Origin of the sequence: Cohnella sp. (genome assembly GCF_041641335.1) — a bacterium.
Classification (GTDB): Bacteria; Bacillota; Bacilli; order Paenibacillales; family Paenibacillaceae; genus Cohnella.
Genome location: NZ_JBEPYQ010000019.1, coordinates 55218 through 70368, shown reverse-complemented (window position 1 = coordinate 70368; position 15151 = coordinate 55218). Strand labels below are relative to the sequence as shown.

Annotated in this window: 12 protein-coding genes; 1 reads left to right on the top strand and 11 read right to left on the bottom strand. The window is 53.3% G+C overall.

Annotated features, from left to right (window positions below):
* Positions 1-131 precede the first annotated feature (131 nt).
* The 11 genes from ACESLM_RS08555 to ACESLM_RS08505 form a co-directional block, all read right to left on the bottom strand.
* Positions 132-2423: a beta-glucosidase gene (locus ACESLM_RS08555; protein WP_372631132.1), complete on the bottom strand. Its 2292-nt coding sequence runs from the start codon at positions 2421-2423 to the stop codon at positions 132-134.
* Positions 2424-2509: 86 nt separating this feature from the next.
* On the bottom strand, positions 2510-3256 hold the full coding sequence (locus ACESLM_RS08550; protein WP_372631131.1) for a helix-turn-helix domain-containing protein: 747 nt from the start codon (positions 3254-3256) through the stop codon (positions 2510-2512).
* Positions 3257-3299: 43 nt separating this feature from the next.
* A complete protein-coding gene (locus ACESLM_RS08545) occupies positions 3300-3635 on the bottom strand; it encodes a hypothetical protein (RefSeq protein WP_372631130.1) in 336 nt (111 codons plus the stop codon).
* Positions 3632-3859 carry a hypothetical protein gene (locus tag ACESLM_RS08540; protein ID WP_372631129.1) on the bottom strand — a complete coding sequence of 76 codons (228 nt, stop codon included), beginning with the start codon at positions 3857-3859 and terminating at the stop codon, positions 3632-3634. Before ACESLM_RS08540 ends, ACESLM_RS08545 begins: the two co-directional genes overlap by 4 nt.
* A 25-nt stretch (positions 3860-3884) precedes the next feature.
* Positions 3885-6719: an alpha-L-rhamnosidase gene (locus ACESLM_RS08535; protein ID WP_372631128.1), complete on the bottom strand. Its 2835-nt coding sequence runs from the start codon at positions 6717-6719 to the stop codon at positions 3885-3887.
* Positions 6720-6751: 32 nt separating this feature from the next.
* Positions 6752-6994 (bottom strand): hypothetical protein, encoded by a 243-nt coding sequence (locus tag ACESLM_RS08530; protein WP_372631146.1) that lies wholly within the window; start codon positions 6992-6994, stop codon positions 6752-6754.
* The gene (locus tag ACESLM_RS08525; protein WP_372631127.1) at positions 6910-7830 is read right to left on the bottom strand and encodes a glycoside hydrolase family 5 protein; all 921 of its coding nucleotides are present in this window, start codon (positions 7828-7830) and stop codon (positions 6910-6912) included. The genes ACESLM_RS08530 and ACESLM_RS08525 overlap by 85 nt, the downstream gene beginning before the upstream one ends.
* Before the next feature lie 230 nt (positions 7831-8060).
* A complete protein-coding gene (locus ACESLM_RS08520; RefSeq protein ID WP_372631126.1) occupies positions 8061-9425 on the bottom strand; it encodes an MFS transporter in 1365 nt (454 codons plus the stop codon).
* A 185-nt stretch (positions 9426-9610) separates the two neighbouring features.
* Positions 9611-11326: a type 2 periplasmic-binding domain-containing protein gene (locus tag ACESLM_RS08515; RefSeq protein WP_372631125.1), complete on the bottom strand. Its 1716-nt coding sequence runs from the start codon at positions 11324-11326 to the stop codon at positions 9611-9613.
* 123 nt (positions 11327-11449) lie between these two features.
* Positions 11450-12325, bottom strand: a complete 876-nt coding sequence (locus ACESLM_RS08510; RefSeq protein WP_372631124.1) for a carbohydrate ABC transporter permease — start codon at positions 12323-12325, stop codon at positions 11450-11452.
* 12 nt (positions 12326-12337) lie between these two features.
* On the bottom strand, positions 12338-13282 hold the full coding sequence (locus ACESLM_RS08505; RefSeq protein WP_372631123.1) for an ABC transporter permease: 945 nt from the start codon (positions 13280-13282) through the stop codon (positions 12338-12340).
* A 192-nt stretch (positions 13283-13474) separates the two neighbouring features.
* Here ACESLM_RS08505 and ACESLM_RS08500 point away from each other — a divergent pair, with 192 nt between their 5' ends.
* Complete coding sequence (locus tag ACESLM_RS08500; protein WP_372631122.1) at positions 13475-15151, top strand: sensor histidine kinase; 1677 nt, start codon at positions 13475-13477, stop codon at positions 15149-15151.

Genomic DNA, 15151 nt, shown 5'->3' with positions numbered 1-15151 from the left:
TATCGTTTTTTTGTAGAGGTCTCTCTCTCTTTCTCTCTCTCTCAATTAGCAAGTACATCTTATATTCTATAGGCCACCACCTTGAAAAACATCGTACAAAAGGGCAAGCCCTGCTGTACGATCGGGCAAAGCTAGCCTTGATTCCGTTCCCTTCGAACGGCTTGGTTGAATTGCTCCAGCAGCAGGTTCAGCGTCTCTTCCGTCATCGCGCCGCCAGTAAAGGGAAGCAGCGCGCGAAGCGGCATGTATCGCATCATCGCCATCATCATGTCCGAAGATACGGCATCCGATGAAGCTTGCGTTTGCTGCTGCGGCGCCATGCTCTGCAAATGGGCAAGAATCGGCGCCGTCGCCGGATTCGCTATCAACTCGCCCATCGTCGAGTTCCGATGAAAAGTTGGAACGATTTCGGTCGTCGATTGAACCGTCAGAACCGCCCGCAACGCGATATCGCGCGAAGAACTGCCGATCAAAACTTCGTATTCGCCCGTTTCCGCATGCCAATCCTTCAAATCCTCGTTGTAATAGGCAAAGCTTCGTTTATCGAGCGTAAACGTAACCGTCTGCTCCTCCCCCGGGGTTAACGCCACTTTGGCAAAGCCTTTCAGCTCTTTTTCCGGACGGATGACGCTTGAATTCCGGCTTTGGACGTAGAGTTGGGCAATTTCCTTGCCGAATCTGCTTCCCGTGTTCTTCACGCTGACACTTACTTGCACGGTGTCGCGGTCGCTTATCTCGCTCTTGTCCAGCTTAAGACCGGAATAGGCGAAAGTCGTATAGCTTAATCCGAATCCGAAAGGAAACAACGGCTCGATATCCTTGGCGTCGAAATAGCGGTATCCGACAAACATGCCTTCCCGATATTCCGTCCGATCCCCTTCGCCGGGGAAATACGGATGCGAAGGATTGTGCTTCAAGCTCTGCGGGAAGGTCTCCGCAAGCTTGCCGCTCGGATTGGCGTCTCCGAACAGCAGGTCCGCAATCGCACCGCCCGCGGCCTGTCCGCCCAGATAGGCTTCGATAAGGGCCTTGGCACGGCCCAGCCACGGCATGACTACGGGAGAACCGTTGCTCAGCACCACGACAACGTTCGGTTGAACCGAGGCGATCCGCTCGATCAGTTCGATATGGTTGGCAGGCAGATTCAGATGCGTCCTATCATAGCCTTCGGATTCATAGCGATCCGGAAGACCGACGAACACGAGGGCCGCGTCTGCATCGGCTGCGGCTTGACTGGCCTCTTGCAGCAAGGTCTCGTCGCTCTCGTCGCTCTCCAGTCGGTAACCCTGCGAATATCGAATGTCCGCTTCCCCTGCCGTATTCGCGATTTCCTCCCTTATGCTGTCCAGCTTCGTCGGTTTGATGTGCGAGCTTCCTCCGCCCTGATACCGGGCCTGTTCGGCCATCGCTCCGATAACCGCAAGCTTGCCCTTCTTCGGCAGCGGAAGCAGGTTGTCTTCGTTTTTGAGCAGCACCATCGACTCGCGGGCGATTTCCCTTGCAAGCCTGTGATGCGCTTCCTTGTCGTATGTCGCATTCGGCTTTCGATTGTCCTCCGCTTTGAAAATAACGGTCAGCAGTCTCGTCACCGCTCTGTCCAGCGCCTCGACGGACAGTTCTCCGTTCTCTACCGCAGCGACGATTTTGCGCTGTCCGATCCCGTGGCTGGTCGGCATCTCCAGCTCCATCCCCGCCGCTACGCTGGCTGCAGCCTCGTTGACGGCGCCCCAGTCGGAAACGACGATTCCTTCATGCCCCCATTCCTCTTTCAAAATGCGGGTGAGCAGCGTTTCGTTCTCCGAGCAGTACGTCCCGTTCAAGCGGTTGTAAGCCGACATAACGGTCCATGGCTGTGACTTCTTCACCGCAATCTCGAAGCCAGTCAAATAAATTTCACGCAGCGTCCGCTCGTCCACCAGCGCGTCCGTTGTCATGCGGCGATGCTCCTGATTGTTGACGGCGAAATGTTTTAACGACGTGCCGACGCCCTGGCTTTGAACGCCCGCTATATGAGCCGCGGCCAATTCCCCGGTCAGGAACGGATCTTCCGAAAAATATTCAAAATTCCGGCCGCAAAGCGGAGATCTTTTAATATTCGCGCCGGGACCCAGCAGGATAGAGACGCCCTCCGCTTGGCTTTCCTTGCCCAACGCTTCCCCCATTCTGCGGACGAGCTCCCGGTCCCAGGAGCTTGCCAGCCCGGCTGCGGTCGGAAAGCAGGTTGCCGGGACACTTTCGTTCAGCCCCAAATGGTCGGCATCCCCTGCCTGCTTGCGCAAGCCGTGAGGACCATCGGTCATCATGATGGACGGAACTCCGAGCCGATCGATCGCCTTGGTCGTCCAGAAGCTCTCGCCCGAACAAAGGCCGGCTTTCTCCTCAAGCGTAAGCTGCGCGACAATGCCGCGAATATCATTTATCACAACTTTCCCCTCCTCGTAATCGTGTCCGACAATTATGTTGCTTCTCAAGTTTAATTGGTTAGCGTTTTAACAAAAATAACTCCCAATCAGTATCGAAACCACTCGGACCCGGAAAGGGAGTTGTAATGCCGGAATTCGCTTGGGGTCGTGCCGCAATACTCGCGAAACAGCCGATAGAAGTGATGCATGTCGTAGATACCGACGGACTCGGCAATCTTCTGAACGCTTAATCGGGTAAATCTCAGCAACCCGCAGCTATGTCGAATGCGGACTTCCTGCAGCAGCTTCATGTAGGTTATTCCCGTCAGAGATTTGAATTTACGTTGGAATTGGCGCGTGCTCATGGCCGCTTTGCGGCTGATTTCCGATACGGAAAAACGGGTCATGAATCGGTGCCCCATCTCATGAATCGCTCGGCGAATCGTAACCTCGTTTTCCTCGAACGTTTGTAGATTCGCTTTGGACGGAGAAAGAAAAAAGGCCATGAATTGCGTCCATACCGATGTCGGATCTACTTCGGGAACGTTCGCCGTTTCCCGGAGGTAAGGGGACATCTCTTCCAGCACCCGGATCAATTCGTCGCGATGCTCGCCAAGTACCTTCCACCTCATCGGCAGGATCGGCGCGGCCATCCCCAGGCTCTCTGCGCGAAAAACCAGCCGTATCCATTGAAGAGACTTCTCGACATCGACTTCCCGGACCGCATCCGCTTCGGCCGAAGGAATCATATACATCTCCCCCGGCTTTACCGTAACGTCCAGGCCGCCCAAGTTATGCTTCCCTTCTCCTTCGATCACATAAACGACGACCAGACAGGACGGATTCTCAATCATGGCCTCTCCCTTCTCCTCTACCCGCTTGAGGAACGAACGTCTCTCAATATCCGCCGACAAAGGGAACTTCCCTTAACCGTTCATCCAATTCCTTCAGCTCATCTTCAGACAGAAACCCTCCGCCATATTTGACGATCATTCGGAGCGGAGCTCCCATCGCTTCCTGCAGCTTAGAGCTCTCTTCCAAAATCGGCAGCATGTCGAGGAGAAGCCGCCTGCATTCCGGATTTTTCCAGAGTACGCCCAGTTGGACATCTACGGAATACCCGGTCGTTTCTTCATCAAGGATGACGTCCTTGTCGGCGGCAAAATCCCCGAATTGACGCCGGAGCCAGGCCGTACAGAGCCCGAACCAGCTGGCCGCCTCCGTATCCGTCATGGACTTCTAAGAGAATACCTTAGCACGAACGCCTGATAGCCCTCCGCAAGAAACGCCATCGCGACCGGTTCGGCTTCCCGGTCCGAGCATAGCCGATATGCGCCGCCCGGACAGATCAGAACGGCCGGGCGAACGCGTGCGTTGGACAATTCCTTGGAAGAATCAAGAACATAACCGGTCAACGTAGCGCCTTCTTTGGCAAGCTCCAGCGTCGTGACTTTCATCGCTCATCATCTCCTCCGAACCGTTTCAGGTCGCAGACAAAGACGCCAGCTTCGCGTCCAGATCGTCAAGCATCTCCGCCTCCATCGGATAATAGGCCGACAAGTCCCGCAGGGAGGCTTCTCCGATCGAGGCGCCGAGCGTATCCGGATTAAGCTCCATTCCGTGCGGAAGCAAGCTGGCGATCAGCGGTCTTGCCCCCTCATCGTACAATAGCTCGACGAGCGGCGTATGTGTGCTCAATCGCCGAATGTAACTCTTCGTCGGCTCGTATCGAATCGTATAGCGTCCGGCGGACAGCTCCAGGTGCACTTCTTCTCCCTGCTGAGCGCCTTCAATTCCGGATCCGGAAAGCGGTTCGCCGTTCACCGTCATCGCCGCCGCATCCGCGCGAGGCAAGCGGGCGAGCGCCGTTGCATGGAAGGGAATCTCGAAGAAGAATGTAAGATTCCCAGCCTTGTCGAACGACCATTCGCTCTTGTACAGGCCTGCGGCGGTTTGAACGCTCGATTTGGCCCACTGCAAGCGAAAATCCGGTTGCGGCGCCAACTCCGCCCGGCGAAAGCCCGGCGCGATCTCTGTCGGATTGATCCCCGCGACAGTCCGATACATCCACTCGGCGATCGCACCGTACGCATAATGGTTCAGCGAATTCATGCCGGTGCTGCTGATTTTACCGTCGGGCAGGATGGAATTCCATCTCTCCCAGATCGTCGTAGCTCCCAGCTTGACGGCGTACAGCCAGCTTGGATAATCGTCATTCAGCAGCAGCGTGTACGCCAGGTCGTTGCAGCCATTGTCCGATAGTACGGCATTCAAATACGGGGTGCCGACAAAGCCCGTCTTGAGATGGTTGCGGTCGAGCTTCAGCCGTTTGCGCAGCGACTCTATCACTCTCTTGCGATGAGCGTCCGGGACGAGGTCCATAAACAGCGCTACCGCATACGCCGTCTGCGTGTCCAACGCCAAGCGGCCGTTCTTGCTGAAAAACTCGTCTTCTATCGCAGCCTTAACCTCTTCGGAAATCCGCCCGTAGTCATTTGCCAGCTCTTCTTTGCCCAGCACCTTGGCCGCCTTGGCAACCAATTGCGAGGAATAGCGATAATAAGCGGACGCGATGAAATCCGTATCCGTTCCGCCCATCGGGGAATCGGGATTGGCTCCGTCCAGCGCCAGCCAGTCTCCGAAATGAAATCCGCTCGTCCACAGGCGGCGGCCTCCTGTCGATTCGTCTGCCCGGATGATGTAATCGACCCATGTTCTCATGCTCTCGAACTGCTGTTCAAGAATCGCTTTGTCCCCGTAATGCAAATAGGCGTTCCACGGAATAATCGTCGCCGCGTCCGCCCAGGCGCTCGAACCGCCGCCTTGTACGTTCGCCGCTGGAACGACCATCGGCACCATTCCGCCGCGATCCTCCTGCTCCTTCCCCATATCGTAGCCGTACTTGCGGAAGAAAGCGTACGAGTCCATATTGAAGCACGCCGTTCCGGAAAATACCTGCGCGTCGCCAGTCCAGCCCATCTTTTCATCGCGCTGCGGACAGTCCGTCGGAACGTCGAGGAAATTGCCTTTTTGCCCCCATAGAGCGTTCAGAAACAGACGGTTGACGAGCGGATCGCTCGTTTCGAAAGATCCGATCTCTTCAAGATCGGAATAAAGCGCGCAGCCGGTAAAATCGTCCGGATTCAGTTCGCCCGGCCAGCCTTCCACCTTGACGTACCGGAATCCGAAGAAGGTAAAATAAGGGCGAACGATCGCATCCGTACCGTCTGCCGTATAGACGTACTCGGCCTTGGCAGTCCGCAAGTTTTCATTGTAGAAATGACCGTCCTGCAGCACTTCGCCGTGCTGCAAACGAATAACCGTACCCTTGGGAGCTTTCGTTCGAAAGCGGATCCAGCCGACCATATTCTGCCCCATGTCCAGCACGGTCTCGCCCGCTGGCGTTCGGATAACCTCGATCGGTTTGAGTTCCTCCTTGACGACGACAGGCAAGCTGAGCCGCGCCGTCAGCCGGTCGTATCCGAGTTCGCCTTCTCGTACAGGGAACGATTCCGAGAGTTCAAAGGTAGCGTCATACGTTTCCCCGTCGTACAGATTGCTGCCCATCACCCGGCTTTTCTTCGCCGTCCACGACGTATCGGAAGGGATGACGACGGCAGACCCGTCCGCATAAGTCACGACAATCTCGCACAGCATCGCGAACTCCTTGCCGTACAATTCGGTCGAAACGCCGTCGAAGCCGAAGCGCCCTTTGTACAGCCCGTTTCCGAGCTTGACCTCTACGCGGTTTCCGCCTTGCCGCAACAGCTCCGTCACGTCATACGTCTGATACTGCAGCCACTTCTGATAAGCGTTAAAAAGAGGCGTCAAATATTCGTTCCCGGCTTTGACGCCGTTGATTTCCAGCTCATACAGTCCCAGGCCGCATACGTAGGCGCGAGCAGACGAGACTGGTCCGGTCAGTTCGAACGAACGGCCGAGAACCGGGTGAATGTCCTTGTCCAGCTCGGGAACGATCCATTGGGCGCTCCAAGCCTCATCCAGCTTTGCGGTCTCGAACCAGGCGGAGTCGCTAACGGCATGATCGCCATTATCCGCCCAAACCTCTACTCGCCAGTAATAGCGGGTTCGCGATTTCAGCTCTATTGGCAGCTCGAAGACCAGACTGTCGATATCCTCTCTTTTGCCGCTGTCGTAAACGAGGGTTGAGAAGCTCTCGTCCAATGCGACTTCGTAACGCGCGGCAACCTGCTTTTGCGCTTCGGTCTCCGTCACGACATAGGATAGTCCGGGCTTGTCGAGCATAAATCCCAACGGATTGGTTATTCGATTCGTTTTTAAGCGTACGATTTTCATCGCTGTCATCCCCTCTGCTATAGTAATCCGATTCAGCCAATTACGGCTTCCACCATTCCGTCCTCCAGCGCCGTTATCGTGACAAAGCCTCCGGAGGCATCCTCGAACGATTCTATGTTAACCTTCGATTTCCTTGAAACCGCTAGATTCGATTTATAGATTGCAGACAAATCCGGCATGTACAGAGTCGTTATGCCGTCCTTCCTCGCCTCCCACTTCGCCGCCAACTTCTTGTTATCGTAATCGTAACGATAGCTTTGAAGGCTGCCAGCGATTCGAACGGGATATCCCCTCTCCAGACTTCGATAATTAGGGTCGTCTTCCATCCCCTCAACATACTGGTGGTAGGTGCTGCTCCACAAATAAGCCTCTCCTTGCGAACAGCCCTCAAAATTCTGTTGTAAAACGGCATTAATGTGTCCTTGTCGAACCTGCCGAAATGCTCCGTCAGAATTGCCGTCATGAGCTCACGCTCTTCGGAAGAAGCGGACTGGGCATTCGCGATATCGAAGGAAGGATTCTTTTGTCTGATTGCCGCTATCGCAGTGCTGAAGACCTGCGGCGCAAGGCTTCCCATATAAGGCTCATTCATCGGCTCGAAGCCGATCATGTTGGAATACCCTTTGAATTTTCGGGCAATATGCGTCCACATCGCCTCGTAGTGGTCCAATAAGCCGATGCCGTCGGCGGCTTCCCGATTCGCCCAGAAGTTATCCGCCGCTTTCATCACGGCCGGGCTCTTGAGATAGGCTTCGTACCAGATCGCATTGTCCGCCGGATGGTCCAGACCCTCGTCCAAGGTGGCCCATTCGGGCGCTCCGTCAATAAATTTTGCCGAGAACAAGTCTTGGTGCATGTCCAGGAAGACGTAGATCCCGTGCTGTTCGGCCGAGCGCACAACCCGGGCTACCTTGTCGAAATACGCATCGTCGTACACGCCCGGTTCGGGTTCGACGCCGTCCCAGAAGATGCCCAACCGAATCAGGTTGAAACCTCGCTTGGCGAATACCTCCAGCTTCTTTTCAATATTCGGTTCCAGGTAACCCTTTTCTCTGTCTCTGCATATGAAGCATAAACCGTTAAACAAAACCTGATTGTCGTCTTCATCCACGAGGTGCATTCCTTTTACTTTCAGCCTCATCATGATTGTTGGCTCTCCTTCCTAAGCATCCTAGGACCTGACTTTCTCCTCTAAAATAGCAAGTCGTTCGAAGGGAAACTATGTGGAAACGCGCCAATTTCAAATGGATCCCGCTCGTTGATAATGTTGCCTAAAGGCGGCGGACGTCATATCGCAATAGCCGCGAAACAGCCGATAGAAAACAGGTCTTGACGGCAGCGTTAACCGATCATTTCTTTTCTTTGTTCCAGGTCGTCCAATATGCGCGTGTATTGTTTTTCTAGCGAGAAAAACAGCAGCAGGACAGCTATGGCAATATAAATAATCATGGGAATGTATAAGTTAAAAGCGATGATCATCTGCTTGGCCGATTCGCCTTGAACCGCAGCGTTTTCCTGGTAATTTCCCCATGCCAGCAACCAACCGATCAACGCCGTGCCGAAAGCGGTTCCCATTTTGCCTCCAAAGCCGTTCACGCTGTTCGTCAGTCCGACAATGCGTTGCCCGTGCTTCCATTCGCCGTATTCGATCGTATCGGCCGTCATTGGCGCAAGCACGATCATGAGCGGAATCATCCCGAAAGCCTGAATCAATGAACCAACAAGTCCTAACGGGATGCTGTAGGGATCCAGCAGGCGAAGAAGCAAACCAATCGTCCCGATCCCCAGCCCGAGAACAGCCGTATAACGTTTGCCCCATCGCTTGATCAGCGGTCCGGACAGCAAAAAAACGACGATGACCGGAATCAGTCCGATGCCTCCCATGACGCTGACGAGATTGACGTCGCCCCAAATATATTTGGCGTAATACATGCCTGCCGTAGCGGACATCGCGAATAAAATATTGGCGAGAAGGCCGGCGGAAACGACGATCAGCCAAAACTTGTTTGAAAACAACAGCCTTAATCCCAACATAAAGGGAAGCGTTTTCTTAACCTCTCCGGCCTCCTTCAGTTGAACTGTGCTGTACTTCTCTTTCGTTGCGCGAAAAGCCGTAAAGATCCCCACAGAAGCGGCTGCTCCGAACAATGCGGCGAGCAGCGTCCATTCCGTCGATCCGCCGCCCATCGCGTTCACGATCGGAACGAACCCGACAGCCACAACCATCCCCGCAAAATAGCCGAACCCTGCCCGGTAGATACCCATCAGAGCACGGTCCGCAGGGCTTCTGGTCGTCAATGCGATCAAGCTCAGATACGGAATGGAGAGGGGCGTATATACGCAAACAAAGAAAAGAAAATTCGTTACCACCGCATAAACGATCTTTGCGCTCGGGCTCATATCCGGCACCGAAAAGAGCAGCAGAATGGATACGAACAGCGGAAGCACCATCCATAGCAGCCAAGGCCGGGCCTGCCCGTGTCTGGAACGGGTCCGATCGACGAGCACGCCCATGCCAATATCCGCGAAGGCGTCAATCGCTTTGGTGAGCAACATAATTGTGCCGACCAGCCCGGCGGAAACCCCGACGATGTCCGTATAATAATACATAATGATACCTAGCAAACCTGTTGCTATGTTCAGGGAAAATTGCCCCAGGGCGTCCCCCATCAAATCTTTGTTCGATAGTTCCCTCTCTCTTTCCATGTCAGACCTCCCATGCTCGTCATGAATCAAGTGTATCGAACGCGTCAGTTGCGATATATAACTCGATCTTAAGATGGGATAATGCAATCTTAACTTAGGAAAGGCAAGCCCTTCAGCCGACCTTTCCCGACAGAAGAACAAACGGCTCCGGTATGAACCGAAGCCGTTTGTTCTACCGGATATCGTTATTGCTTAACTGAAACGTACCAGTCGTTCACTTCCTTCGTAATACTGTCTCCGCCTGATGATTTCCATTTCTTGACGAAATCGTCAAAGACGTCGGCGGACTTTTTGCCATATATGATTTCCGTGAAGGTGTCCATTTGCATCTTCATCAGCAGCTCGTTTCGCGAAGTCATCGTCGGTGTGGCCGGCCCCTGGAAATAATTCGGTACGTCAGTTTCTGTTTGCGTAGCGATGACAAGAGTAGCGGCGTCCGTTATTTTCTCAAGCGGATTGCTGTCGTCCACCGCCAGAATACCGCTTGAGGCAAAAGAAGCCAATTCCCGATTCGTCAGCTCCTCGCCTTTAGCCCGTTTAAGGGCAGCCTCCGTTAATTTGGATGTAAAAACGGTCTGAGCCCCGGAAATCGTATATTTCATCGTCGGGATTTTGCCTCCGGGAATTTGACTTTCCTCCACGACGGCCTTTCCGTTTTTGATGACATAATCATACCCATCCTGGAACCCTCGGAAGAGAAACGAGTCCTCAGTGTTGTACGATTCGTACAAAGCGTTCTGGTAGTGAAAAAAGGCTTGCAACGCCTCTTCCGAAATATCCTTACTGATCATGATGGCGCCGGTGTGCGCATTATCGATCCTGCGCATGTTTTTGCCATTGTCTCCTTGCGGCAGCGGGTAAGGCGCATACATGGCGGTCGGATTAGTGGCCAGCATCAGCGCTCCCGGGTAGACCATCAGCCAATTCTGTCCGCCCAGCATGCCGACTTTTCCGGAAGCTGTGTTCTCGGCTACTTTATTAAAATCATGAAGAGCGATATCTTCGGCAATGTAGCCTTTTTGTTTCCACTCGCTCAGTTTTGTTAATGCTTCCTTGATCCCCGGTTGAATAGAACCGTATTGAAGCTTGCCGTCCTCTCCCGGATACCAGAGTTCAGGGATTGCTCCGAACAAGCCGAAAATCCACGACGAATCTCCGATCGGATAACCGTTGAGGGCATCCTTCATGCCGAAGTCAAGAGCGTACGTGTCTTTCAGGCCGTTGTCGTCCGGATCCCGATTCACGAAGGCATCCATAACGGCTTCCAGCTCTTCGATCGTTGTCGGAGCCTTCAATTCGAGCTTGTCCAGCCAATCCTGTCGGATCCACAAAGGCGATTGCGTTCCCATTGTCGGCCTTAGTAACGGCAGGGCGTATTTCTTACCGCCTTGCATGAACGGATACCAAGCCTCAGGCGTTTCCGCCATGGCTGCTTTCCACGTTTCCGAAGCGTATTTTTCAAACGCTTCGCCTACGTCGATCAGTTTGCCGGATTCGATAAACAAATTAATCGTATTGGACTGGGTCGAAACAAAAACATCGGGCAACTTGTCACCGGAGGAAAGCATGAGCTTCAGCTTGGTGTCATACGATGTGTCGGCTGTCGGCGATGTCCACAGCGTTTCCAGCTTGACGCCGAGCGCTTCCTCTGCCCAACGGGTATGCACGTTGTCGTAATACGTTTCCCCATTTTTGAATTTGGCGGTAGGGTCCTCTCCCCGAACCATCGTAATCGTTACCGCAGGTTCGATTTTTCCGTTGACGATGATTGGCTTGGAGTTCTCCGGAGCGCCGCTGCTGTTGCTGTCATCACCGTTTCCGCCCCCGCTGCACGCAGCCAACGACGCGGAAAGAACAATTGCAGCCATCGCCGCTGATAGAACTTTTCTTTTGCCACCCATTTCTTTACCCCCGTTTGGTTGAAGTAGGATTCATATTCATTATAAAAGCGCATACAAGTCATCAAAATAACGCTTCCTGAACTTTCGATATCGCGATCTTAACATGAAACGGTCTGCAATGTATTATTCCTTCACCGCGCCGATCACGATCCCTTTCGCAAAAAATCGCTGCAGCACGGGATACATCAGCAAAATCGGCAGCGCTCCGATCAGGATTTGAGCCGAGCCGATCGAACGGTTATTTAGTTTGGCAGCTTCGTTGACGTTGCTTGCGTCGATAACAGGCACGGCGATAATCGACTTCAAAAACGTACTCAGAGGCACGTTGTCCCCTTTCATATAAATTTGCCCCATCAGCCATTCGTTCCATTCCATCACGACCAAGAACAAACCGACGGTCGCCAGTACGGGCAGCGACAGCGGCAGGAACATTCGGGCGAATACCTGCCAATGGTTCGCCCCGTCCATGAAGGCCGCCTCCTCCAGTTCCTTCGGCAGCGCTTTGAAGAAGTTCATGATCAGGATGAGATAAAATACGTTAACCAGACTCGGGAGCACAAGCGCCCATATCGAATTGTACAGGCCGAGCTTCGTGACCAACAGGTAGGTCGGAATCATGCCTCCGTTGAACAGCATGGCGATGATAAAGAAGCCGACAATTCCTTTGTAACCCGCGATACCGTCTCTCCCCCCGCCTTTGGACAGAACGTATGCCGCCATGCAATTCACCAGCAGTCCCAGTGCGAGACTTAGAACCGTCCGTTGGACGGACAGCAAAACCGAATTCAACAATCGAGGGTCCCCTAGCGCCCGTTCATAAGAATAGAAATTCAGACCGAGCGGCCAGAAGGTCACCTCGCCGACAGCAACCGCCGCACTTGAGCTTAAAGAGATCGCGACTACATGGACTAATGGCAGAATGCATATCGCGGCGAGAAAAAGCATGAAAATGTTGTTCGTACGTTGAAACCATCGCTCCGATGCGATAACTTGCTGCATTCACTTCACTCCTTAAAAAATTTTGTAACCGGCAACTTTATAGGCGAGCCGATATCCGCCAACGATCAGAATGAGACCGACTACCGACTTGAATAACCCAATCGCGGTACCGAAGCTGAAATTTCCGCCGATGAGACCGATGCGGTAGACGAATGTATCGATAATGTCCCCTTTTTCGTATACGAGAGGATTGTAAAGGTTGAAAATCTGGTCAAAGCCCGCGTTCAGCACTTGACTTAGCGACAGCGTGAGACAAACAACAATGGTAGGCACGAGCGACGGGAGCGTAATATGCCACGTTTGCTTCCATCTGCCGGCGCCGTCCAACTGCGCGGCTTCGTATAGAGCCGGATTGATTCCCGCCAACGCCGCCAGAAAAATGATTGAGCCGTATCCGAACTCCTTCCAGACCTCCGTCCCGACCACGGTAACCAGAAACCAGTTGTTGTCGCCCAAGAAGAAAATCGGATCGATGCCGAATACACCCAAAAACCGATTCACCAGGCCGGACTGCGGATTCAGCAATTCGATAAAGATGCCGCCCAGCACGACCCAAGATAAAAAGTGAGGGAGAAACACGAACGTCTGGACCGAATTGCGAATCCACTTTTTCCGAACCTCGTTCATCAGCAGCGCGAACGATAAGGTGGCGATCGTACCGAAGAAGAGCTTGAGTACGGCGATTCGAAGCGTATTCCAGATGACCTGGACGCTGTCTGGATACTCGAACAGAAATTTGAACTGGTCCAGACCGACCCACCTCGACCCTGTGATTCCCTGATAGGGCTTGTAATCCTGAAAAGCCATAACAATGCCGCCCATCGGAACATAAATGAAAATAAGAGTAAGCAACACCGCGGGAAGAAGCATGAGATACAGCTGCCAGCTGTCCTTTCTTCGCACGATCTTGTCCTTCTTTTTCCCGATTGAAGCTTGGTTGGGTATGACAGTTTCCATTGGTTCCTCCTATGACTGTAATCGGTTCCACCAGCCTATTGTACGGCGGCTCTAACCCTGTCGATATAACGGAATCCAAACATCGGTATCGCGATCTAAACATTCGATTCAAATTCGGCCACGGCTCGTTGTAAAAGGAGATCCGGACGCCTAAAATGAAAGGACAAATACGTCCATAAAGGAACCCGAGCCATGCTCAAACAGTATCGAACTTTCTTTAGTCTGCTCCTGTTAACGCTGCTGTCTACCGTGATCGTGATGATCATGTATACGTACACGATCAATACCAGTCTGAACACGGTGCGGGAAGATATTCAGATCAACAACCTGAACCGGCTGCGATTTATGACGAACAATCTGGATCGAAGCGTCGAGCAGATGAACATGCTGGCCATGGCGTTGGAGGCCGACTCCAAGGTGGCGTTGCTTCCGTCCGTGAACCTGATGGACAATTACGAACAAGTACAGTTGATGCTGGATTTGACGGCGAAAATGAATTTGCAGAGCTTCTCGGGAGGCTGGGTCAATCAGATTTCGATCCACTCCCGCTTGCTGAACAAATGGATCGGCTCGACGCCTTTGCAGGAAGCCCCTCCGGACAGAAAGCCGATGAGCGGCTGGCGGCTGGATTCCATCGGCTCCCGTTTCATTAACGAGCGCAACCTGAATACGTATACGATCCGGATCTCGTTTCCGCAAAGCAACTTGCTAGCAATTCTCAACAGCTCGGCTGTGAACGGCAACGAGTCCTTCTTTTTTCATCCGGATCATCCCGTCATCGCAAGCCGCTCATCCGATCCGGAGCGGATTGACGATGTGTTGAACAGGCTTGCTCCCCTACTGTCCGGACGGCAGGAAGGGACCGCAACGATCTCGATCGACGGGGTCGATTATATGGTCAATTTCCTGCTTTCCGGGACGCTCGGCTGGTACATGATCGATTATCTGCCTCTTGATCAGGCCCTTCAGCCGATCAAGCGAACGCAGACCTTCTTTTTTATCGCATGCGCGCTTTTGTTCCTTGGCGGCGTCGTTACTCTTCTTTTTCTGTACAGGAAAGTACAGGTCCCCATCGTAACCTTGCTGAAAGGCGTCAGGCTGCTCAAGCATGGGGATTTCTCGTTCCGAATCCGGAAAGCGAGCCGCAACGAGTTCGACATCCTGTACGAGAGCTTTAACGATATGGCGGAGCAAATTGGAGATCTGATCGACAAGGTGTACAAAGAGAAAATCGTATCGAGAGAGGCTATGGTCAAACAGCTTCAGGCGCAAATCAACCCTCATTTCCTGTATAATTGCCTGTTCTTCATCGACAACATGACCCGGCTGGGCAACGACGAAGCCGTTACGGCGATGACTAAAAATCTCGCCGAGTACTTCCGGTATACGACTCGACTGAACGAACCGATGACGACGTTGGAGAAAGAGTTGGGCGTCGTGGAAAATTACCTGAACATTCAATGCCTGCGGATGAACCGTCTGCAATACGAAATCGACATTCCGGATTCAATGAGAAAGCTGCCCGTGCCGAAGCTGCTGATTCAGCCTCTCGCGGAAAACAGCGTCATTCACGGCATCGAACAGAAACGAAGCGCGGGACTTATTCGCGTTACAGGAGCCGAAGACGAGACCCGGTACCGGATTGTCGTGGAAGACGACGGCAAGGGAATGAACGAGGCGGGTATCGCGGAATTGCTGCGGCGAATTGAACAGCCGCTGGACGAGTCTATGGGCTGCGCGTTATGGAATATCCGTCAACGCATGGGCATTCATTTCGAATCGCCGGCCAGCCTGACAATCGCACCGAGTCCGCTTGGAGGGCTAGGCATTACGCTGACTTGGCCAAAAAATAAACGGCAGGAGAGATGA